Annotated in this window: 15 protein-coding genes and 1 pseudogene; 13 read left to right on the forward strand and 3 right to left on the reverse strand. The window is 60.8% G+C overall.

Features of this window, described 5'->3' with window-relative positions:
* Nucleotides 1-82 precede the first annotated feature (82 nt).
* Nucleotides 83-517 (reverse strand): annotated as a pseudogene (locus EV586_RS21705) (M23 family metallopeptidase); the annotation flags it as partial.
* A 174-nt stretch (nucleotides 518-691) separates the two neighbouring features.
* Between EV586_RS21705 and EV586_RS06645 the strand changes: the two are divergent.
* From EV586_RS06645 to EV586_RS06665, 5 genes are all read left to right on the forward strand, one after another.
* A complete protein-coding gene (locus EV586_RS06645; RefSeq protein ID WP_132944291.1) occupies nucleotides 692-2,614 on the forward strand; it encodes an ABC transporter substrate-binding protein in 1,923 nt (640 codons plus the stop codon).
* 101 nt (nucleotides 2,615-2,715) lie between these two features.
* Entirely contained in the window at nucleotides 2,716-3,981 is a 1,266-nt protein-coding gene (locus EV586_RS06650; RefSeq protein WP_132944292.1) for an alanine--tRNA ligase-related protein, read from the forward strand.
* 22 nt (nucleotides 3,982-4,003) lie between these two features.
* Nucleotides 4,004-5,221 carry an ATP-grasp domain-containing protein gene (locus tag EV586_RS06655; protein WP_132944293.1) on the forward strand — a complete coding sequence of 406 codons (1,218 nt, stop codon included), beginning with the start codon at nucleotides 4,004-4,006 and terminating at the stop codon, nucleotides 5,219-5,221.
* An 18-nt stretch (nucleotides 5,222-5,239) separates the two neighbouring features.
* Entirely contained in the window at nucleotides 5,240-6,433 is a 1,194-nt protein-coding gene (locus EV586_RS06660) for an ATP-grasp domain-containing protein (protein WP_132944294.1), read from the forward strand.
* Between the two features lie 50 nt (nucleotides 6,434-6,483).
* Nucleotides 6,484-7,065 (forward strand): TetR/AcrR family transcriptional regulator, encoded by a 582-nt coding sequence (locus tag EV586_RS06665; RefSeq protein WP_132944295.1) that lies wholly within the window; start codon nucleotides 6,484-6,486, stop codon nucleotides 7,063-7,065.
* Between the two features lie 48 nt (nucleotides 7,066-7,113).
* On the opposite strand, the gene EV586_RS06670 is transcribed toward EV586_RS06665, so the two are convergent.
* Entirely contained in the window at nucleotides 7,114-7,437 is a 324-nt protein-coding gene (locus EV586_RS06670) for an ArsR/SmtB family transcription factor (RefSeq protein ID WP_132944296.1), read from the reverse strand.
* A gap of 161 nt (nucleotides 7,438-7,598) precedes the next feature.
* Between EV586_RS06670 and EV586_RS06675 the strand changes: the two genes are divergently transcribed.
* Entirely contained in the window at nucleotides 7,599-8,270 is a 672-nt protein-coding gene (locus EV586_RS06675) for a GNAT family N-acetyltransferase (protein ID WP_132944297.1), read from the forward strand.
* Between the two features lie 46 nt (nucleotides 8,271-8,316).
* On the opposite strand, the gene EV586_RS06680 is transcribed toward EV586_RS06675, so the two are convergent.
* Nucleotides 8,317-9,657 carry a helix-turn-helix domain-containing protein gene (locus EV586_RS06680; RefSeq protein ID WP_132944298.1) on the reverse strand — a complete coding sequence of 447 codons (1,341 nt, stop codon included), beginning with the start codon at nucleotides 9,655-9,657 and terminating at the stop codon, nucleotides 8,317-8,319.
* Between the two features lie 285 nt (nucleotides 9,658-9,942).
* Here EV586_RS06680 and EV586_RS21580 point away from each other — a divergent pair, with 285 nt between their 5' ends.
* The 7 genes from EV586_RS21580 to EV586_RS06710 all read left to right on the forward strand — a co-directional run bounded on the left by EV586_RS21580 (nucleotide 9,943) and on the right by EV586_RS06710 (nucleotide 22,349).
* The gene (locus EV586_RS21580; RefSeq protein WP_279388274.1) at nucleotides 9,943-10,077 is read left to right on the forward strand and encodes a hypothetical protein; all 135 of its coding nucleotides are present in this window, start codon (nucleotides 9,943-9,945) and stop codon (nucleotides 10,075-10,077) included.
* Nucleotides 10,078-10,198: 121 nt separating this feature from the next.
* Nucleotides 10,199-10,408, forward strand: coding sequence for a hypothetical protein (locus EV586_RS06685; RefSeq protein ID WP_132944299.1), 210 nt, complete (start codon nucleotides 10,199-10,201; stop codon nucleotides 10,406-10,408).
* Between the two features lie 138 nt (nucleotides 10,409-10,546).
* Nucleotides 10,547-10,960 carry a methylaspartate mutase subunit S gene (gene glmS / locus EV586_RS06690; RefSeq protein WP_132944300.1) on the forward strand — a complete coding sequence of 138 codons (414 nt, stop codon included), beginning with the start codon at nucleotides 10,547-10,549 and terminating at the stop codon, nucleotides 10,958-10,960.
* Nucleotides 10,961-12,340 carry a methylaspartate mutase accessory protein GlmL gene (glmL, locus tag EV586_RS06695; protein WP_132944301.1) on the forward strand — a complete coding sequence of 460 codons (1,380 nt, stop codon included), beginning with the start codon at nucleotides 10,961-10,963 and terminating at the stop codon, nucleotides 12,338-12,340.
* Nucleotides 12,341-12,353: 13 nt separating this feature from the next.
* Nucleotides 12,354-13,826, forward strand: coding sequence for a methylaspartate mutase subunit E (locus EV586_RS06700; protein ID WP_132944302.1), 1,473 nt, complete (start codon nucleotides 12,354-12,356; stop codon nucleotides 13,824-13,826).
* A gap of 160 nt (nucleotides 13,827-13,986) precedes the next feature.
* Nucleotides 13,987-20,925, forward strand: coding sequence for a non-ribosomal peptide synthetase (locus tag EV586_RS06705; RefSeq protein ID WP_132944303.1), 6,939 nt, complete (start codon nucleotides 13,987-13,989; stop codon nucleotides 20,923-20,925).
* A 197-nt stretch (nucleotides 20,926-21,122) separates the two neighbouring features.
* Entirely contained in the window at nucleotides 21,123-22,349 is a 1,227-nt protein-coding gene (locus EV586_RS06710; protein WP_132944304.1) for an MFS transporter, read from the forward strand.
* Nucleotides 22,350-22,380: the final 31 nt, after the last annotated feature.

Below are 22,380 nucleotides of genomic sequence, written 5' to 3' on the forward strand. Positions count from 1 at the left end.
CGCAGGAGTTGTTCGAGGTGTAGTTTTTCGTGCCCCAGTACAGCGCTTGGGCGCCGTTGAAGACGATCTTCTGCGCAGTGCCGTTCAGGCGCTGTTCAAAGTGCAGGTGCGGGCCGGTCGAGCCGCCGGTGGAGCCGACGGTGCCGAGCTTTTGGCCTTGGGTGACCGACTGGCCGACCGAGACGGAGAACGCGTTCAGATGCGCGTAGTAGGTGGTCCAGCCGCCGCCGTGGTCGACGACGACATATTTGCCGTACGATGTGCTGCCCAAGTCTTTGACGGTGGTGACTTTGCCGGCTGCCGATGCGACGACCGGGTCGCCGAGGTCGTCGGTGCGGTTGAAGTCGATCGCGTTCGCCGGGCTGTGGTCGGAGCGGGTCTGGCCGCTCCAGACTTGTCCGCACGGGAACGGCAGCTGGAACGCCGGCGCTGCGGACGCTTCCTGCGGTGCGAACGTGATCAGCAGACCGAAGATCAGGAACACCGGGAAGAACAGAGATTTCATAAATTTCTTCATGTGTAGGGGCCTCCTCTATCATTTGTAGTGGTCTATACCACAATTCTGATTATATATTAAAATTATAACTATATCAATAATATATTTTATAATTATTAATTGAAGGTTCTTGCGGATTAATGTCGAATATTGCCAGTATTGCAAATTCCATGAATCGTGAAAGGGGACGTTGGGGTGAAGGGTAGGAAGCAAGCGTGGCTGTGCGTGATGGCGTTGTCGCTTTTGTCCGCACCGGCGGTCGCAGATGCGGCATCTGCCAAGATCAACATCAAGATCGACGGTCAGGCGCAGACGTATGACACCGCGCCGTACATGAACAATGACAGAACGCTGGTGCCGCTGCGCGGGATCTTCGAGAAGCTCGGCGCCGAGGTGTTTTGGCAGGAAGAGACATCGACCGTCTATGCGGTCAAAGGCGACCTGAACATCGTGTTGCCGATCGGATCGAAGCAGGCGCGGGTCAACGGGCAGACGGTGCAGCTCGACCAGCCGGCCGAAGTGACGAAGGGCCGCACGATGGTGCCGATCCGCTTCGTCTCGGAGACGCTGGGGGCGGATGTGCAGTGGGAGCAGCGGAGCAATTCGGTGATCATCACTTCGGGCGCCAAGCAGCTGCCCCAAGGCGGCCAGGCGCTGCATCTGCCGCTAAGCTATGAGTTTGTGCTCGATCCAACGCTTGCCAGCGACTCCTCCTCGCTGACTCTGCTGACACAGATCGGCGAAGGCTTGACCCGGCTCGACCGGACGGGCGCAGCGGCGCCGGGCGTGGCGAAGAGCTGGAGCGTGTCGCCGGACGGCAAGACCTATCGCTTCTACCTGCGCGACAACGCCAAGTGGTCGGACGGCACGGCGGTGACCGCGCAGGACTTCGCCTTCGGCTGGCAGCGCGGGCAGAATCCGGAGCTGCAAGGCGCGTACGCTTTTTTGCTGGACGGGGTCAACGTGCAGGCGGTCGACTCGCAGACGCTGGACGTGACGCTTGCCAAACCGGAGCCGTCGCTTCTGGAACAGTTGACCCTGCCGATCTTCTTCCCGCAGAAGCGGCAGTTTGTGGAAAGCAAAGGCGAAGCGTATGGCACCGACGTCAAGCAGACGCTCAGCAACGGCCCGTTCACCGTCACCGCGTGGGCGCATGAGCAGTATGCGCTGTTGGAGAAGAACGCGGCATACTGGGATCAGGGGCAGGTGCGCTTGCAGAAGGTGAACTACTACATCGGCACAGCCGATCTTGCCGCGCGTTTCCGGCAGGGCAAGCTCGACCGCATACCGCTTAGCGCGGCCGACTATGCCGCCAATGCGCAGAGCCCGCAGCTGAGCCGGGTCAGCAATCTGGTCACGTCGTACCTGCAGTTCAACACCGAGGATGCCGTGCTTGGCAATGCGAAGATCCGTCAGGCGCTGGGCTACGGCCTCGATGCCGAGGCGCTGATCGACGCACTCGGTGCGCGGGGACGATATGAGCCGGCGACGGGAATGGTGCCAAGCGGGATCATCAACGGCAGCGGCGGCACGTACCGCACCGACAGCGGCGACCTGCTGCAGCGGCAGGTCAGGCTGGCGCAAGCGAAGACGCTGCTGGCAGCCGGGTTGAAAGAGCTCGGGCTGAGCAAGCTGCCGAGCGTGAAGCTGCTGATCGACGACGGCGATTTTGCGCGCAAGACGGGAGCCGCGCTGCAGGCAGAGTGGAGACAGCAGCTCGGCATCGATGTGCAGGCCGAATACGTTTCGTTCGGGCAGCGTCTGCAGCGCTCCGGCAGCGGCGACTATCAGCTGCTGTTCGGCTCTTGGGGCGCCGACTACAACGACCCGGACAACTTCCTCGACATGTTTCTGAGCGACGGGCTGTACAATGATGCGAACTACGTGTCGTCCGCTTTTGATGCGGCGCTGCACAAGGCGCTGCAGGAGAGCGATCGGGCCAAGCGGATGGCAGCATACCGCCAGGCGGAGTCGATCATGCTTGCCGATCTGCCGGTCGCGCCGCTGTTTTTCACCTTTCAAGGGTATCTGACCCGGCCGGAAGTGAAGAACTGGCAGGCGGTGCCGGGCATGGCGGTCAACTATGATCTGAAACTGACTTATCTGGAAGGCAAATAGCTGGCGAAAAGCACTCCGCAAGGGGTGCTTTTTTATGCTCTATAAGTTAAATTGAAAGTATACTATAATCAAATGAATACGGGAAAGCGGGTGAAGGGTGCATGAAAGCGTTAGAAGTCCGCGAGCGGTATGCGGAGTTTTTGCTGAACAAAGGGTATGCGAAGCTGCCGGAGCGGCGGGTGGTGAATGCGGAAGGGGACGGGCCGTATTTTAACGGGTCGGCGCTGACACCGAACATCGGGTATTTCTCGGGGCAGAAAGAGCCGGAAAGCCAGTATCTGTTTACACAGCAGCGGGTGTTCTGGACCTCGTATTCGTACGACGAGGTGCCGTCGCCGCTGTGGACGATCTTTCAGGTGATGATGAGCTATTACCAGTTCGGCCAGCCCGACTTGCGCGAGGCGCTGACGGTGGGCTGGGAGCTGTTGACAGAAGGTATGGGCATGCGCCGGGACGATCTGTACATCCTGCTGCCGCAGGATCGCCAAGACCTGCAGCGCGTGATGATCGAGGCCGGAATGCCGGAGGACAATCTGGTGCTGTGGCGGCGGCCGGTGCCGTTTCGGGTCGAAGGCATGCTGAGCGGGTTCTACTGCAAGTTCTTCCTGCGCCATCGCCATGCGTTTTTGCCGATGTTTGACGTGGTGAATATCATCGGGCCGGACGGGCAGTTGAAAGTGGACTCTTGTCTGCTCCTCGAGCGGGTGGCGTTTCTGCTGCAAGGCAAAGCGTCGTGGTTCGAGACGGAGATGTTCCTGCCCCTGATGCAGAAGATCGAGGAGCTGGACGGCCTGACGTGGCAGGCCCCGTTCGGGCATCGCAACGCGGCGACGATCCGGTCGCTGGTCGCCGCATTGGCGGACGGTGCGCAGCTGACCGGCAAAGGGCCGGGGCATGTGGTGAAGAAGATCTTGCGCGAACTGCTGCATGACCGCTATCGACGCGGCTATGAAGCCGGACTGCGGGAGTATGTCGAGCCGACGCTACACTGCCTGCGCCAGATCGGATATGACTGGATGGAGGAGAAAGACCGGCTGGAGGAGCTGTTTGCGACGGAGGAGCACTCCTATCGCAAGGTGCATCTCGAATCGGTGAAATATTTGGAAAAGCAAGTGAATTTAGCGGTCGGCGGACGTCGCGGACCGTTTACGCTGGACGATCTGGCAGTCTGGAAAGATTCGCGCGGCATCACCGCCGAGCTGGCGGTCGACGTGCTGACAGCGCGGGGGCAGGCGGTAGAGGGCTATCAGAAAAAAGCGATCCAGCCGTTCATGACCTTCTCCGACGCGTATGATGCAGGCGAACCGGCGCAGGACGTGAAAGCCTGGCTGCTCGACATGGAGGCCAGAAGCTACAAAAAAGCTTGAGCCAGGGAGGCGAAGAAGAACGATGGCAATATTGATCCTAAACCGATTTCCGGCGAAGCTGGTGTTCTTTAAAGAATGGCTGCAGGAGTCGGGTGAAGAGCTGATCCTGTTTACGCCGAGCTATTATGAAAATGATTTTCCGGAGTATGACATCGTCAGAGGTTTTGAGAACTATGTGCAGAGCAGTCTGGTCGAGATCGAAGCGCTGCAGCTGCATCAGGAGCGCCCGATCCGCCGGGTGCTGGCATTGGATGAAAGCGACATCCTGCGCGCCGCCCGCATCCGCGAGCGGCTCGGTCTGCCCGGTCAGGACGTGGCGAGCGCAGTTGCCTACCGCGACAAAGTGGTGATGAAGTCGCTGTTGCAAGACGATGTGCCGTGCCCGGCCTTTCAGCGGCTGGAGACGGGCATGGAATTGTATGACTTCGTGCAGGAGCACGGTCTGCCCGTCGTGATCAAGCCGATCGACGGCATGGGCGCGATGAACACGACGCTGGTGCACACCGCAGAGGAACTGCAGCCCTTCTACCGCAAAGGCCGGCTGACCGGGATGATGGTGGAATCGTACGTGCCCGGCACCATGTACCACATCGACGGACTGGTCGCCAACGATAAGCTCCGGCTGGTCTCGGTCGGCACTTACAACGATGCGTGCCTGAACTATCGGGCGAACGAAGGGCTGTACATCAGACTCCTGCATCCGGAGGAGCCGATCTTTCAGCGATTGCAGGCGATGACCGAACGGGTGCTGGCGATCTTGCCGACGCCGGAGCACACTTCCTTTCACTGCGAGATCTTCCACACCCCGGATGATCAGCTCATCTTCTGCGAGATCGCCTCGCGCACAGGGGGCGGGCGCATCTCCGAATGCGTGCGGCAGGCGTACGGCGTGGAACTGGACGAAGCGTGGAGCAAACTGTCCTGCGGACTGGACGTGCAACTTCCGGAAACGAACGTGCCGCGCGTGCTGTCTGCCGTGTATCTGATCCCCAAGCAACCCGGGCGGCTGGTCGGGATGATCGAGCAGTTTCCGTTCGACTGGGTGCAAGAGTACCAGCCCCGCATGCAGCCCGGCATGGTCTCCCAAGGCCAGTTGGCAGCTGCCGACACGGTGGGCTCGGTGGTGTTTATCGCCGGGGATCAAACGGAGCTGGCGGCAAGGCATGCGGAACTGCTCGCCTATATTGAGCAGCACGTGATCTGGGCGCCGGAAGAAGAGTCGGTCGAGGCTGGCCGATAATACGGAGGAGGTGCAGGAATGGCAATCCTGCTGTTGAATCGCTTTGCGCGGGACAAGATCGATTATGCGGAGTGGCTGACCGGACTGGAAGAAGAGGTGTACATGTTTGCGGAGCGGAGCGTCGTCGATGACTTCCCGGAGTTTCCGGTGCGCCAGCCGTTTGATGTGCTGATGCGCGATGGGCGCGTGGAACTGGAGGCGGTCAAGCTGCATCGGGAGCGCCCGTTTCGCCGGATCATCGCGCTGGAGGAAAGCGAGATCATCCGGGCGGGGCGCTTGCGCGACCGCCTCGGGCTGGCCGGACAAGGGTATGCCAGCGCGCTCGCCTTCCGCGACAAAGCGGTGATGAAAGAGACTGCGATGCGCGGCGGCATCCCGGTCGCCGCACACCGCAAGCTGGAGAGCGCGCTCGATCTCTATGATTTTGCCGAAGCGCATGGCTACCCGATCGTCGTCAAGCCGCTGCGCGGCATGTCCTCTTCCTACACGCGGGTGCTGCGGAGCGAGGACGAGCTCAAGGAGTGGGTGAAGACGGGCGCTGCGGCCGGGATGCTGGCCGAGTCGTTCGTCGCAGGCGACATGTACCAGATCGACGGGGTGGTGCTGGACGGAGCGGTGCAGTTTGCCTGCGCGTCGGCGTACGTCAACACCTGTCTCGCCTATACTGACCAGCAAGGCGTCGGCAATGTGCTGCTCGAGCCGGGACATCCGCTTTACGAGCGGCTGATCCATTTCGCAAACGAACTGCTCCGCGTGATGCCGAAGCTCGATGCCGCCACCTTCCACGCCGAGGTGTTTCACACGCCGGACGACCGGATCGTGCTCTGTGAAGTGGCGTCGCGCACCACCGGCGGCCGGGTCAACGAGCTGATCGAGCGCGCCTATGGCCTGCACCTCGACCGCTACATCACCCGCGCGCAATGCGGCCTGATCGATCCGCTGCCCGATCCCCAGGGGGCAGAAACGCTGTACGGCAGCTATTTCATCCCGCCCAAACACGGGAAACTGGTCAGCATGCCGGCAGCGGTGCCGTTTGACTGGTGCGTGGAAGCGTCCACCGAAGGGGAGATCGGCAAAATCTACGCCGGCCCGACCCGCAGCACCGAAAGCTACATGACGGTGATCGTGTCCGGCCAGACGGCTGCCGAAGTGACAGCGCGGCTGACGCAGGCGATCCAATACGTCGAAGCAAACACTGTTTGGGAAGCATAGCCCGGAGTCTGGTATAATGAAAGGAGTGTAATCATATCGGAGGTACCGAGATGGAGATTGTTGACAAGCGACGGGCAATACTCGAAGCGGCTGCCAAACGCTTCAGCACCAGTGGGTTCCATGAAACGAAAGTTGGAGAGATTGCAGAGGATGCAGGGATCGCCAAAGGGACGGTCTACCTGCACTTTAAGGATAAAGAGTCACTGCTGGCCGAAGTGGTGCATTATCAGATGCGGGAGTATCAACGCATTGTCGAGGAAGAGATCGCCCCGTACGAGTCGGCCGCCGACAAGCTGCGCGCCTATGCGCGGTTCCAAGTGGCCAAGTTTCCGCAGATGGTGAAGTTTCACAAGCTGAACTTCGAACATATGCTCAAATTCAAGAACAAGCAGGAATTCGAGCAGGAGCACCACCAACAGCTGCGCCAGCTGATGAGTCTGCTGACCGGCGTGATCCGGTACGGGATCGAGCGCGGGGAGTTCCGCGAGATGGATACGACCGATGCCTCCTTGGTGATCACCGGCGCGATCCACACGTATATGCAGGCGGTGCTGACCGGGATGATCGAAGAGAAAGACCAGGCCGGCGCCGAAGCGCTCGTGGACATGGCGATTCGCGGGCTGGCCCGGTAACAAGAAAGTCCGTTTCGATGGCCGTGGCGTGCATCGAAACGGACTTTATTAATGCGGATCTTCGAAGAGTCGCTTGAGGTTGTGGATCTTCTCGTTCCAAAAGCGCTCGTAGTAATCGAGCCAGTCCCGGACTTCCCGCAGCGGTTCCGCACGCAGTTGGTAGAGGCGTTCACGGCCAGACTTGGTTTCGGTGACCAGCCCTGCCTGACGCAGGACGTTCAGGTGTTTGGAGATCGCGGGGCGGGAGACGGGGAAATGCTCGGCCAGCCGGGTGACCGACTGCTCACCGCTCGTCAGGATTTCGAGCAACTTGCGGCGGGTCGGATCGGCCAGCGCCGCAAAGACGTCATAAGACTGCCCTTCTTCTGTCATTCGCTTTGCTCCACCTCCTTGCAAGGGGAGTGATACGTAACTTTTTGGTTACGTTTTTATTATAGGGAGTTGCCCGCTGCGATGTCAAGGTGAGTTGCCTTTTTCCTCGTTTGGTGTATTCTGTTAGATAAAATGCAAGCTTGTCTGAAGGAGGTATTTTGATGGAATACAAACGCATTACGAGCATTGACGACCCGCTGTTTCAGCAGATGCATGAGCTGATGGGGAAGGTGTTCCCGAAGGAAGAAGTGCTGGAGTTCTCGCTGTGGGCGGGCCCTCTGCAAGACCCGGGCATTCGCGTGTTTGTCGCGGTGGAAGACGGCAAGGTGGTCGGGGCGACCGAATACCGCTATTATGCGGACATGCAAGTGGCGATGACCGATTTCACGATCATCGGAGAAGACGGCAAAGGCATCGGGCCGTTCCTCGCCGAGCAGCGGCGCATCGACCTGCTCGCCGTCGTACAGGAAGCGGGCCGTGAGCTGAAAGGGATGTTTGCGGAGATCTACAACCCGTACCTCGTGGCGGAGTATGGCTTTGGCGGCGTCAAGTCGATGAACCCGTACGTGCGCCGCGAAGTCTTGTCCCACCTCGGCTACCGCAAGCTCGACTTCCCGTACGTTCACCCGTCCTGGGAAGGCGACGGCGAAGCGGTCTCCGGCCTCGATCTCTGCTACCTGAGCTACGATCCGGGCGTGGCGTCCCTGCCGGCCGAGCTGATCGTGCAGTTCCTCACCACCTACTACGCGATCCTGCCGAACAAGCCGGAGTCCTGGCTGCAGATGGTGGAAGGGTTGAAAGGCAAAACGACGGTCGCGCTGCTGGCGATCTAAGCATACAGAAAAAGGCTCAGCTTGTGGTTGGCAAGCTGAGCCTTTTTTAGAGCGACACCAGCGGCGCCGGCTGGGTGCGCAGCGTCTCGAGGCGCTTTTTGTAAAACTGGGCGGACAAGGCGAACTCCATGAGCTCGAAGTAGGTGTTGCCCAGATGTTCTTCGAGGTCGGCGATCTTCTTGCGCTCGCCGCTCTGCAGGAAGAGGCGGTAGGCGTCTTGATAGTGGTCCAGCGCTGCCTGGAAGCGCGCTGCCTGGAACTGGATGTTGCCGAGGTAGAGCAGCGCGTCCGCCTTGTAATACGGCTGCTGGCTGCTGTTCAAGATCCGGTCGCAGATCGCCTGCACCTGCGCCGTTTCGCCGAGCAGCAGGAAAGCGCGGGCCAGCTCGATCCGGGCGTTGACGGCGCGGGTTTCGAGGCGCTCCGCTTCGGCCGGGTCGTGCTTGGTGTGCGCATCGCGCAATTGCTCGTAGATCAGGATCGCCTCAGACAAGGCTGCTGCCGCTTTGCTGCCTTGGCCGGTGTTGGTGTAGAGAATCCCGAGGTTGGTGATGACCCCGGCCTTGTTTTCGATGTCGTCGCTGTACTCGTAAAAGTCGATCGCGTGGCGGAAGAACTCGATGGCCGCATCCGTATCGCCGATCTGCATGTGGCAGTTGCCGAGGATGAAGGAGATGTGGCCGGCCTTGTAGTGCACGTTCATCGCGTGGTTGAGGTAGTTCGCTTCCTGGAGCAGGCGGATCGCCGAATGGTATTCGCCGAGCTTCGCATGCGCCACGCCGGTGTTGATCAGCACCGACGTCTTGACCAGACCACCGAGGTGGTAGCGGATGATCACTTCGTTCGCATGATTCAGAATGCGCAAGGCTTCCTGATTGTCGTTCAACTGCAGGTTGCAATACGCCAGCGAGTCGAGTGAGCGCACCAGCTCTTTGGAGTCGATGTACTCCGTCAAGTGCTCCAGACTCTTTTCATAAAACGGCATCGCCTCGCGGAACTGGTTGGTCTGCTCGCGGAGCTTGCCGTGCACCCAGTTCAAAATACCCAGGTCAAAATCGTTCAGCTCTTCCTGAGCGGCCGATTCCAGATTGTCGACGATCTTCTTCGCCTGCTCGTATTGCCCGGACTCGGCATGCCCTTCGGCAAACCGGACGTACTTCTTCCAGTCGGTGATCAGCATCGCCTTGTTTTCCGGCTCTTTGAAGAAATCTTCCACCGATACGCCCAACTTGTTCGACAGCTTCTCCAGCGTGTCATAGGAAGGCTGGATCAAGCCTTTTTCGATCTGACTGATGTAACTTCGCGTCACAACCCCTTCAGCCAACTCTTGCTGTGTCAGTTTGGAGGCTTTGCGCAGTTCTTTGATTCGTTGTCCAACTCCTGCCATCCCCGATAACACTCCTATGTCAATTCGTAGTCATTTTTGCTCTGACAAGCTCATCCATTTCAAGTCTCTCTATTAAGTTAGTATATCATACTCGGACAAGAGCCAATCGTCCTTACTTGTCGTCTGGTTGTTTTAAGTATTCGCTAAGATTTGTGGTCGATCTACCAAAATGTTCAAAAATGTTATTGACGAAATCGCGCATTCCGACTACCATGATAGTAACGTAACTAAACATTAAGTTCAAAAAATACAAATGTTCATGATTGTGTAGGAGGATGTACGAGGATGAAATTGTTGAAAGCATTGGCGTATGGCGTATTGACGATGGCGGTTGCGGTGGCTATTGCTGCAGTCGTAGGTCCGGAGTCCGGACATCAAGCCGCTCTGGTCTGGCCGATCGGCAACTCGCCGACCCTGTAAGCAAGTTCTGCTGCTACAGGCTTGAAGTGGAAGTTATTGGATACCATACAAATAGGATGCACAAGAACGCGAAGGCTTGAGCTTTCGCGTTTCTCTTGTTTGGAGGCAGGAGGGATGCTCGATGGCAGAGGCGGCGGACGGCGGTCAGCAGATGGCGTACCAGGCAGCCCGGTACGAAGAAGCGTACTGCAGGAGGCTGCTGGAGCAGTTGGAGGAGGAGCTGAAACGTAGCCAGCCGCGGCAGGAGGAGATGCGGTTGCTGCACGCTCGGGCGGAAGCAGGCTGGCTGGAAGCGAAAAGACGGATGGAAAAGCTCAGCAGATCACGCTGAGCTTTTTTCGTGTGCAAATCGCCGAGTAAGCAACTTGAAAATTCTTAATTCTTTTGATGCGAGAGAAGGAATCGAATCACATGGAGAGAAATCATATTTATATATCAAGTGACTGGGAATTAAGGCGGAGGGATACGGATGAAGGCAACCATTGTCATTGGCGTCATTGGAGCGGACTGCCACGCGGTGGGCAATCGCATTTTGGACCATGTCTTTTCGGAAGCGGGTTTTCATGTGGTGAACATCGGGGTGCTCTCTTCGCAGGAAGATTTTATTTCGGCGGCGATTGAGACGGGCGCCAAGGCGATTCTGGTCTCTTCGCTCTACGGGCATGGCGAGATCGACTGCCGCGGCCTGCGTGAAAAATGTGAGGAAGCGGGCCTCCTCGACATCGTCTTGTACGTCGGAGGCAACCTCGTCGTCGGCAAGCACGATTTTGCCGAAGTCGAAGCGCTGTTTTTGGACATGGGCTTCAACCGCGTGTTTTCGCCGGAGACGCCGCTTGTGGTCGCCGTGCGCAATCTGCATGAGGATTTAGGGCTGGTGATGTAGATGGAAGCGCTGCTTTGTATCGATTTTGGCAGCACCTATACGAAACTGACGGCGATCGACATGCAGGGTGAAACGGTGCTGGGCACGGCCAAAGATCTGACCACCGTGGAAGAAGGTCTGCTGGTCGGCTTTGAAAAAGCGCACGCCAAGCTGATCGAGCAGACCGGACCGCTGGAGTTTAGCGAAAAGCTGGCCTGTTCCAGCGCGGCCGGGGGTCTGAAGATGGTGGCGATCGGGCTGGTGCCGGAGCTGACCGCCGAAGCGGCGAAACGGGCGGCGCTCGGTGCCGGGGCGCGGGTGCTCGGGATGTATTCGTTTGAGCTGACGAAGAGCGAGCTGGAAGAGATCAGAGCGGTGCAGCCCGACCTGATCCTGCTCGCCGGCGGCACCGACGGCGGCAACAAGACTTGCATTCTGCACAACGCGCAGATGATCGCCACACACCTCCGGGACGTGCCGGTCGTCGTCGCCGGGAACAAGAACGCGCGCGATGAGATCGAAGCGCTGTTTGCGGACGCGGGGCTGTACTTCAAGCTGGTGTCAAACGTCATGCCGCGCTTGAACGAACTGCAGGTGGAGCCGGCGCGCGAGGCGATCCGCGACGTGTTCATGGAGCGGATCGTCGTCGCCAAAGGACTCGCCGAGGCGGAAGCGCTGGTCGGCGGGATCTTGATGCCGACTCCGGCGGCCGTGCTGGAAGCGGCGATGGTGCTGGCCGACGGCACCGACCTCGCCACAGGCATCGGGCCGCTGGTCGTGGTCGACATCGGGGGAGCGACGACCGACATCCACTCGATCGGCAGCGGCGAACCGACCAAGCCGGGCGTGGTCTGGAAAGGGCTGCAGGAACCGCACGCCAAGCGCACGGTCGAAGGCGACCTCGGGATGCGGGTCAGCGCCGTGTCCCTGTGGGAGACGGCCGGCACGCGGCGGATCTTGAAGCATCTGCCGGAGTACGGCGGCTCGGTGGAGGAGCGCTGCCGGCAGCTGCAGGGCGAGGTGAGTTTTGTCGCTGTGTCGCCGGAAGATGTGGCCTTCGACGAAGCGATGGCCAAGACGGCGGTGGAGATCGCCATGGAGCGCCACGCCGGGGTGGTGGAGAGCGTCTATACGCCGATGGGGCTGTTCTTGTCCCAGACCGGCAAAGACCTGCTGGAGTTTCGGACGGTGATCGGCACCGGCGGCGTGCTGGTGCACAGCCCGCTTGCCGATGAGATCGTCGGGGCCGGCTTCTTCACCGCAGACAATCCGACCTGCCTGAAGCCCTTGCACCCGCAGGTGCTGATCGACCGCTCATACCTGCTGTCGGCGATGGGCTTGGTGGCGCAGCGAGATCCGGAAAAAGCGCTGCGCTTGATGAAAAAATACCTGATCGGATGACAGGAGGGAGCACATGGAACTGCGGAATGCAAAATGGAGTCTGGATCAGTTCTTTGCAGTGCGTGCCGGGGTGCTCGGCCAGTGGGAGACAGGACGGGACGCCGATCTGGAGCTGGCCGCGGAGCACCACCGCCAGATCCCGTTGGAAAAACAGTTTGCTCCTGCACTCATGCGCGCCAAAGCGGCCGGTATCACGCTGGCCCAACCGCGCGCCGGGGTGGCGACCGTCGAAGGGCAGATCGAGCTGCTGCTGCACTTGCAAGAAGTCGGTGGAGCCGACTTGCTGCCGGTGACGATCGACAGCTATACCCGACAGAACCGGTACCGCGAATGCATCGTCGGTCTGGAGGAGAGCAAGAAGACGGGCCGGTCGCTGTTAAACGGTTTTCCGGCGGTCAACCACGGGGTGGCGGGATGCCGCGAGTTGTTTGAAAACGTCGGCCGGCCGCTGCAGGCGCGGCATGGCACGCCAGATGCGCGCCTGCTGTCGGAGATCGTGCTGGCGGCCGGATGGACATCGAACGAAGGCGGCGGGATCTCGTACAACATCCCGTATGCGAAAAACGTCAGCCTCGAGCGCTCGCTGCTGGACTGGCAGTACTGCGACCGCTTGACGGGCTTGTATGAAGAGATGGGCATCCGCATCAACCGCGAGCCGTTTGGTCCGCTGACCGGCACGCTGGTGCCGCCGAGCATGTCGAATGCGGTGATGATCCTCGAAGGGCTGCTCGCCGCTGAGCAAGGCGTCAAAAGCCTGACGCTCGGCTACGGGCAAGGCGGCCAGCTGCTGCAGGACGTGGCGGCGATCCGGGCGCTGGAAGAGCAGGCGGAGGCGTATTTCCAGACGTACGGCTATGCCGGGATGGAGATCACCACCGTCTTTCACCAGTGGATGGGCGGCTTCCCGCAGGATGAGGCGCAGGCGTTTGGCGTGGTCTGTCTCGGCGCGCAGGCGGCCGCCCTCGCCGGTGCGACCAAGGTGATCGTCAAGACGCCGCATGAAGCGGCCGGCGTGCCGACCAAAGAAGCGAACGCGCAAGGCATTTTGGCGACGCAGCAGACGCTGCGCATGCTGCGGGGGCAGCGCCTGGCGATGTCCCCGGCGCTGCAGGCGGAGATCGATCTGATCAAGGCGGAGACGACCTGCCTGCTCGACCAAGTCTATGCGCTTGGCGAAGGAGACTGGGCGGTCGGCACGGTGCGGGCGTTTCAGGCGGGCGTGCTCGACGTGCCGTTTGCGCCCAGCAAACACAACGCGGGCAAAATGCTGCCGGCGCGCGACAACGCCGGTGCGATCCGCTACCTCGAATTCGGCAACCTCCCGTTCCCGCAGGAGATCAAAGATCACAACCGCGCCTTGCTCGAAGAGCGCGCGCGCGATGAAGGGCGCGACGTCTCCTTCCAGATGGTCATCGACGATATCTACGCGGTGAGCAAAGGGACGCTGGTCGGACGGCCGGAAAAAGCGATCAGCTACAGCCGGTAAAAGACGGGCATCCGTTCAAGGAGCGGATGCCCGTTTTTTTATTGAGTTTTAGGAAGGAATTAGATAGCGCTCATAGAAAGCTGTTTATATAGAAACTACAGCTTTATTGATAAACTGATAAACTTCAACATAAACACTGAACAAATGGAGGCCGTACGCAATGGCAGACAAGCACAATCAAGACGAGTTGTTGCTGGAGACTGGCACCGACGACGAGATTGAATATTACGAGTTCCCCGCCTCGTTCGCGCAAAACCGGATGTGGCTGATCAATCAGATGAACGAGGACAGCGGCATGTACAACATGCCGATGGCGGTGCGCTTTGAAGGCCCGCTGCACATCGAAGCGCTGGAGAACAGCCTGCAGGAGATCGTCGACCGCCACGAGACGCTGCGCACGACGTTCGCGATGGAAGACGGCGAGCTCTTGCAAGTGATCGCGTCGGAGGCGCAGATCACCATCCCTCAGCTCGACCTGCAGCACCTGTCGCCGGAGGAGCAGGAAGCGAAAGTGCGGGAGCTGTCTTCGCGCGAGGCGGAGACGCCGTTCGACCTCGAACAAGGCCCGCTGCTGCGCTCGACCCTGCTCAAGCTCGGCGCCGAGGAGCATGTGCTGCTGTTCGCCAAGCACCACATCATCTCCGACGGCATGTCGATGGCGGTGATGATCCATGAGCTGGTCGTACTCTATGAAGCGTTCCTCGACGGCAAGCCGTCCCCGCTGCCGCCGCTTGAGATCCAATATGCCGACTACGCCTCCTGGCAGCGCGAGTGGTTCACCGGTTCTGTCTATGAACAGCATCTCGACTACTGGCGGGGCAAGCTCGGCGGCGAGATCGCGCCGCTGCAGCTGCCGACCGACCGCGCCCGTCCGGCGAATCCGTCCCCGCATGGCGGCCATGTGCTGGTCGAGCTGCCGAATGCGCTGATGGACAAGCTGAACAATTTGACCAAACAGTTCAAAGGCTCGACGCTGTTCATGACGATGCTGGCAGCCTACAAAGCGTTCCTCTACCGCTATACCGGGCAGGACGACCTCGCCGTCGGCACGCCGATCGCCGGGCGCAAACAGCCTGGCATCGAGCACATGATCGGCTTTTTCGTCAATACGCTGGTGCTGCGCTCCGACCTGTCGGACGACCCGACGTTCCGCGAGCTGCTCGACCGTGTGCGCCAGACCACGCTCGACGCCTACACCTATCAAGAGATGCCGTTTGAAAAACTGGTCGAGGAGCTGAAGCCGGACCGCAGCGCTTCGAACCCCTTTTTCCAGACGATGTTCGTCGTCCAAAACGTTTCCACGCCCGATCTCACCTTGCGCGACTTGAAGATCTCGGCGGTGGAAGTGCAGCGCAACACGGCGAAATTTGACCTGATGTTCACCGTCGACCAGCGGGCGGGCCGACCGATTCTGGTCGCCGAATTCAGCACCGACCTGTTCGATGCCGGCACGGTGGAGCGGATGCTGAACCATTTCCTCAACCTGCTGCAGGCGGTCGTGGACAATCCGGATCTGCAGATCTCGAAGATTCCGCTGCTTTCGGAGCAGGAAGTCGATGAGCTGATCGATGGCTGCAACCAGACGGCGCGCAACTTCCCGACCGACAAGCTGGTGCATGAGCTGTTCGAACGGTGGGCTGCGGCGAACCCGGACGCGGTCGCCATTCAATATGAAGAAGAGTCGGTCACCTACCGCGAACTGAATGAGCGCGCGAACCAGTTGGCCCGTCTGCTGAAAGCGGAAGGCGTCGGCCCGGAAAAGGTGGTCGGCATCTATTTGGAGCGCTCGCCGAACATGATCGTGGCTCTGCTCTCGATCCTGAAAGCGGGCGGCGCGTTTGTGTCGTTCGACCCGGCGTTCCCGCAGGACCGCATCGGCTTCATGATGGAGGATTCGGAAGCGCCGGTCATCCTGACCCAGCAATCGCTGGCCGGATTGCTCCCGCAGCATGACGCGAAGACGTTCTGCCTCGACGCGCAGTGGAGCGAAGTGGCGGCAAACAGCACGGAGAACCTGCCGAATGAAGCGACGCTTGAGAACCTCGTCTACCTGATCTTCACCTCCGGCTCGACCGGCCGCTCGAAAGGGGTGCAGGTCGAGCACCGCAACCTGCTCAACTACCTCTATGCGATCGAAGAGGTGGCACAGCTCGGCGACGGAGCAAGCTACGGCAACGTCTCGACGCTGGCTGCAGACGTCGGGCACACGGCGATCTTCCCGGCGCTCTGCCGGGGCGGCACTTTGCACATCATCGCCCAGGAGCGCCTGACCGACCCCGACTTGATGGCGGAGTATTTTGACAAGCATCCGGTCGACTGCCTGAAGATCGTTCCGACCCATCTCGCGGCGCTGATGGCGTCGCAGCCGCTGAAAGTGCTGCCGAAAAAAGGCGCGGTCGTCGGCGGCGAGACTTTGCGCTGGGACTTGATCGAGCGCGTCGAAGAATACCGCGACGATGTCTGGCTGATCAACCACTACGGCCCGACCGAAGTGACGATCGCAGGCGTGGTCTACAAAGTGGAAAAAGACCCGGAAATGCGCAAGACGGTCACCGTGCCGCTCGGGCGTCCGCTTGGCAACGTGCAGGTCTATGTGCTGGACAAGCATCTGCAGCCGGTGCCGTACGGCGTGGCCGGCGAAGTGTATTTTGGCGGCGCCGGCGTCACGCGCGGTTACATCAAGCGCCCCGACTTGACGGCGGAGCGTTACTTAAAGGACCCGTTCAAAAGCGACCCGGATGCGCGCTTCTACCGCACCGGCGACTTGGCGAAGCGCCATCCGGACGGCCGCCTCGAATTCCTGACCCGCGCCGACACGCAGGTCAAGATCCGCGGCTACCGCGTCGAGCTCGGCGAAGTGGAGACGGTGATCGGGCAGCATGAACTGGTCAAGGAAAACGTCGTCGTCGCCCGCGAAGACGTGCCGGGCGACCGCCGACTGGTCGCTTACATCGTCAAGCACGAAGGGGTGGAAGGCGGCACGGCCGAAGTGCGCACCTACCTCAAAGGGATCTTGCCCGACTACATGATTCCGGCGGCGTTCGTCTTCCTCGACGCCATTCCGCTGACGGCGAACGGCAAGATCGACCGCCGCATCCTGCCCGATCCGGAAGGGCTGATCGAGCAGAGCGAATACATCGCGCCGTCGACCGAGCTCGAAGCGCAGATCGCCGCGATCTGGGCGGAAGTGCTGAACACCGAGCAGGTCAGCGTTGCCGACAATTTCTTTGATCTCGGCGGCCACTCGCTGATGGTGACGCAGGTCGTCTCCCGCCTGAACAAGGCGCTCGGGATCAAGTTGCCGCTGCGCACGCTGTTTGAAGCGCCGACCATCGTCGAGCTCGCCTTGCGCGTCGAAGCGCTGAACGGCGAAGCGGCAGCTCCGGCTCGTTCGGAAGCGCCGATCGAGCCGATCTCCCGCGACGGCAAACTGCCGCTCTCCTTCTCGCAGCAGCGCCTGTGGGTGCTGGAGAAGCTGATCCCGGGCTTGACGGCATACAACATTCCGTATGCGGTGCGTCTGACCGGCGAACTGCACCATGCGCATTTTGAAACGGCGCTCAACGAGATGATCGAGCGCCACGAATCGTTCCGCACCACCTTCTCCGACGCCAGCGGTGAGCCGGAGCAGGTGATCCATGCGGCGGTCTGGACGCCGCTGCCGGTCGTCGACCTGACTCATCTGCACGGAGCGGCGCTGGAAGCGGAAGTCGCCCGCCTCGTGCAGGCGGAGAACGAGACGCCGTTCGACCTGCGCCAAGGTCCGCTGATCCGCTATCAGCTGCTGAAGCTGGGCGCGGCAGAGCATGTGCTGCTGCTCACGTTGCACCACATCATCTCCGACGGCTGGTCGCGCGGCATCCTGATCCAGGAGCTGACCCACCTGTACGATGTGCGGGTCAGCGGGAAAGCGTCGGCCTTGCAGCCGCTGCCGCTCCAATACGCCGACTTTGCGGCGTGGCAGCGCAAATTCCTGCAGGAGGAGCTCGGCCCGCAGATCGACTACTGGAAAAACCAGCTCGGCGGCGATCTGCCCGCCCTGCAGCTGCCGACCGACCGTCCCCGTCCGCCGATGCAGTCGCACAAAGGCGCACAGCTGACCTTCCGCCTCCCGCAGGAGGTGGGCGACAAATTGATCCGGCTCAGCCAACAGCAAGGGGCGACCTTGTTCATGACTTTGATGGCGGCGTTCCAGACCCTGATGATGCACTATTCGGGGCAGGAAGACTTTGCGGTCGGCACACCGATCGCCAACCGCAACCGTCAAGACACCGAGTCGATCATCGGCTTCTTCGTCAACACGCTCGCCATGCGCGCCGACCTGTCGGGCAACCCGACGTTCCTCGAGCTGATCTCCCGCGCCAAAGAGTCGGCGCTGGGCGCCTTCGCCCATCAGGACGTGCCGTTTGAGAAGATCGTCGAAGAGGTCGAGACGGAGCGCGACCTGAGCCGCACGCCGGTGTTCCAAGTCCTGTTCGGCCTGCAGAACTTCAGGCAGAGCAAGATCGAGCTGGCCGGACTGACCTTCGAGCCGGTGGAAGACGCGGGCAGCACCGCCAAATTCGACCTGTCGCTGCTGATGTCGGAAGGCGAAGAGTATGGCGTCGGCGGCACGTTCGAATACAACACCGACCTGTTTGACGCGAGCACGATCGAGCGCATGCTGGGCCACTTCGTGCAGCTGCTCACCGCGCTGGCCGACGACCCGGCGCTGCGCGTGGGCAGCCTGTCGCTGTTGACCGACGCAGAGCGCGAGCGGGTCGTGACGGAGTGGAACCGCACGGCGACCGCGTATCCGACGCTGTCGATCCAAGCGCTGTTCGAAGCGCAGGCAGCTGCGACACCGGACGCGGCGGCGGTGGTCTATGGCAACGCCAAGCTGACCTATCGCCAACTGAACGAGCGCGCCAACCAGATCGCCCATCACCTGAAGGGGCTCGGCGTCGGCCCGGACGTGCTGGTCGGCCTCTGCAGCGAACGCTCGCTGGAGATGATCATCTCGCTCCTGGGCATTCTCAAGGCGGGCGGCGCGTATGTCCCGCTCGATCCGAACTACCCGCAGGAGCGCATCGCGTACATGCTGGAAGACACGAAAGTGCCGGTGCTGATCACGACGTCCGCGCTGGAAGCCAACCTGCCGGAACACGGCGCGAACGTGATCTGCCTCGACCGCGACTGGCTGTCTTTCGCCGGTCAGAGCACGGACAACCCGGCCTGCGAGACGACGCAGGACCATCTGGCCTATGTGATCTACACCTCCGGCTCCACGGGACGCCCGAAAGGCGTCGTCGTGCCGCAGCGCGGGGTGGTGCGCCTCGTCAAGAACACCAACTACATGCCGTTTTCGGCGGAGCATGTCTTCCTGCAGGCGGCGACGTTCTCCTTTGACGTGGCGACGTTCGACATCTGGGGACCGCTCCTGAACGGCGCCAAGCTGGTGCTGATGCCGGCCGGACAGCCGTCCTTGGAAGAGATCGGGCAGACGATCAGGGAGCAGGGCATCACCGTGCTCTGGCTGACCGCCGGACTGTTCCACCAGATGGTCGAGTACCGCCTCGACGACCTCCAAAGCGTCCGCTATCTGCTGGCCGGCGGTGACGTGCTGTCCGTACCGCACGTGAAAAAAGTGCTGCGCGAACTGCCGGACGTGACGATGATCAACGGCTACGGTCCGACCGAAAACACCACCTTCACCTCCTGCCACACGATGACAGGGGAAGGGGATGTCGGCAGCACCGTCTCGATCGGCCGTCCGATCTCGAACACGACCGTCTACGTGATGAACAAAGAGCTGCAGCCGGTGCCGGTCGGCGTGCCGGGCGAGCTGATGACCGGCGGCGACGGTCTGGCGCTCGGCTACCTGAACCGTCCGGATCTGACCGCCGAGAAATTTATCGACACCGAGTTCGGCCGCCTCTACCGCACGGGCGACCTCGTGCGCTGGCTGGCCGACGGCAGCCTGGAGTTCATGGGCCGGATCGACCAGCAGGTGAAGATCCGCGGCTTCCGCATCGAGATCGGCGAGATCGAAACGGTGCTCGGCAGCCAGCCTGGCGTGCGCCAGTGCGTGGTGATCGCACACGACGCGGACGGCGACAAGCGCCTCGCCGGGTATGTCGTGCCGGAGCCGGGCTCCGAGCTGCAGGAGGAGGCGCTGCGCGCGATGCTGCGCAAACAGCTCCCCGACTACATGATGCCGTCCTTCCTGATTCTGCTCGACGAGCTGCCCCTGTCGCCGAACGGCAAAGTCGACCGCAAGAAGCTGCCCGCACCGGAAGCGGCAGTCGGCGGCGGCAGCACCTACGTCGCGCCGCGCACGCCGGAAGAGGAAAAAGTGGCGGCGATCTTCACTGAAGTCCTGCGCGTGGAGCAAGTCGGCATTCACGACAACTTCTTCGCCCTCGGCGGCCACTCGCTGATGGCGACGCAAATCATCTCGCGCATCGCCGAAGAGTACGGCGTCACCGTTCCGCTGCGCCTGCTGTTCGAACTGCCGACGGTGGCGCAGTTCACCGCCGGACTCTTGGAGGCGCGCTCCAATGCGCCGGCACAAGCGCCGGACGCGCAGGAGATCAAGCGCGTCGCCCGCCGTCCGGACGCGCAGGAGATCACCGCCGTGCCGCGCCGCCGCGGGGCTGCGCGCCAGGCGGACGCACCGCAGGCGGAAGAGCCGCTGCACACGAACAAGCCGCATGTGGAGCTGCTGCAGGAAGCGGTGCGCCTCGAAGCGATGGAGCGCGCCCAGCAGGCGCTGTTCGCCGCACATGACCTCCTGCGCACGACGTTCCTGCAAACGGGCAGCGAGCCGGAGAAGCTCGTGCACGAGCCGAAATGGGCACCGCTGCGCGTGATCTACCTGCGCGGGCTGGAAGCGGACGCGGCGGACGCGAAAGTGCAGGAGATCCTCCGGCAGGAAGCACAGACTCCGCTCGATCCGCAGACGGAGACGGTGCGCTTCTACCTGATCCAAAAGGCAGATGCCGACTTCACCGTCGTGCTCAACCTGCACCCGCTGCTGGCGAAAGAGGCAGCGCCCGCCGCATTGGTGCAAGAGCTGCTCGCCTCTTATGCGACATTCAAAGCGGACGTCACGGTATAAATCATGGACCGGTTCTCTAAACAGGAGAACCGGTTTTCTGTTTTCATTTAAAATCTCGAATATTCGGAAACACAAGTAATATACAGTGTTGTCAAATTTCACAGGGAGTACTAAAATAAATGAAGAACTGATGGTTGGTAACGGAGACATTGACTTTAATAGAAGAAAGACTCGTACATCATTGGGGGTAACAGGAGATGTTGGCGTTTATTCGGGGCAACCCGAGGTTCGTAAAATTTTGGATCGGGATGTGGTTTTCCGAGTTTGGCGACTGGGTGCGAAACATGGCGCTGATCTATCTCGTGATGGACTTGTCGGGAGGCTCGGCGATCGCCGTGTCGATCAACATGTTCTGCGAGTTTGCACCACTTGTGATCTTCGGTCTGTTCATCGGCGTGCTCGCCGACCGCTGGGATCATAAGAAGACCATCATGAGCGCGGTGTTGATCAGGATCGCCCTGATCGGCCTGCTGATCGTCGCCGTCGCCTCGCAGTCCTTGCTCCTGGTCTATGTGGTCGCCTTCCTCTCGGCGATCGGCACGGTGCTGTTCCGGGCGCCGTCCTCGGCCTTCACGATGCGTCTCGTCAAAAAAGAGGACTTGCGCATGGCGGCCAACTTGCGCCAGATGTCGTACAGCACGATGTTTCTGATCGGACCGCCGCTTGGCACCCTGCTGTACCTGAGCGTCGGCACGACGTGGACGTTGCTCCTGATCCTCGCCTTGTTCGCCGTCAATTTCTCGTTCATCGCGTTCGTCCAACTCGACAAGATCGAGAAGAAAGCATCGTCTGCCAAAGGCCTGGGCGGCGTGATGACAGAGATGAACGACGGGTTTCGCCAGGCGTGGCAGAACCGCATGGTGCGTCCGCTCCTGTTCAGCAACGCGCTGTTTGGTATCAGCGCCGGATTGTCGAACGTGCTCAGCATCTTCATCCTCACCGAGTTTCTCGGCCAGCCGAAAGAGACCTATTCCGTGTTCGTCGCCACGCAGGGCGTTGGCATGATCGTCGCCTCGTTTGTGATGCCGAAAGTCAAACTGTCCCGCCCTGCGCTGCTCACCGGCGGCATGATCGTGATGGGGCTGTGCTCGATGGGCATGGTGTCCTACCCGCATTACTTCGTCACCTACGCGTTTGTCGTGCTGTTCGCCTTTGGCATGGTCGCCTTCAACATCTCGATGGCGACGCTGATGCAGACGACGGTCGACATTTCCTACCAAGGGCGCGTCTCGACCACGATGCAGACGGTCGGCACCGGGACGATGGCGCTGATGATGCTCTGCGCCGGCTGGCTGCATGAGATGATGCCGCTGCAGGCGATCATCCTGACTGCCGGCTGCTCGATGCTCACCGGTGGCGTGATCCTGTATATGATGTACAGCCGCGTGAAAGCGGAAACACAAGAAAAACCGCTGCCTCTCTAAGAGGCCAGCGGTTTTTTGCTGTCTTGCGATC

The organism is Tumebacillus sp. BK434 (assembly GCF_004340785.1).
Taxonomy (GTDB): Bacteria; Bacillota; Bacilli; order Tumebacillales; family Tumebacillaceae; genus Tumebacillus_A.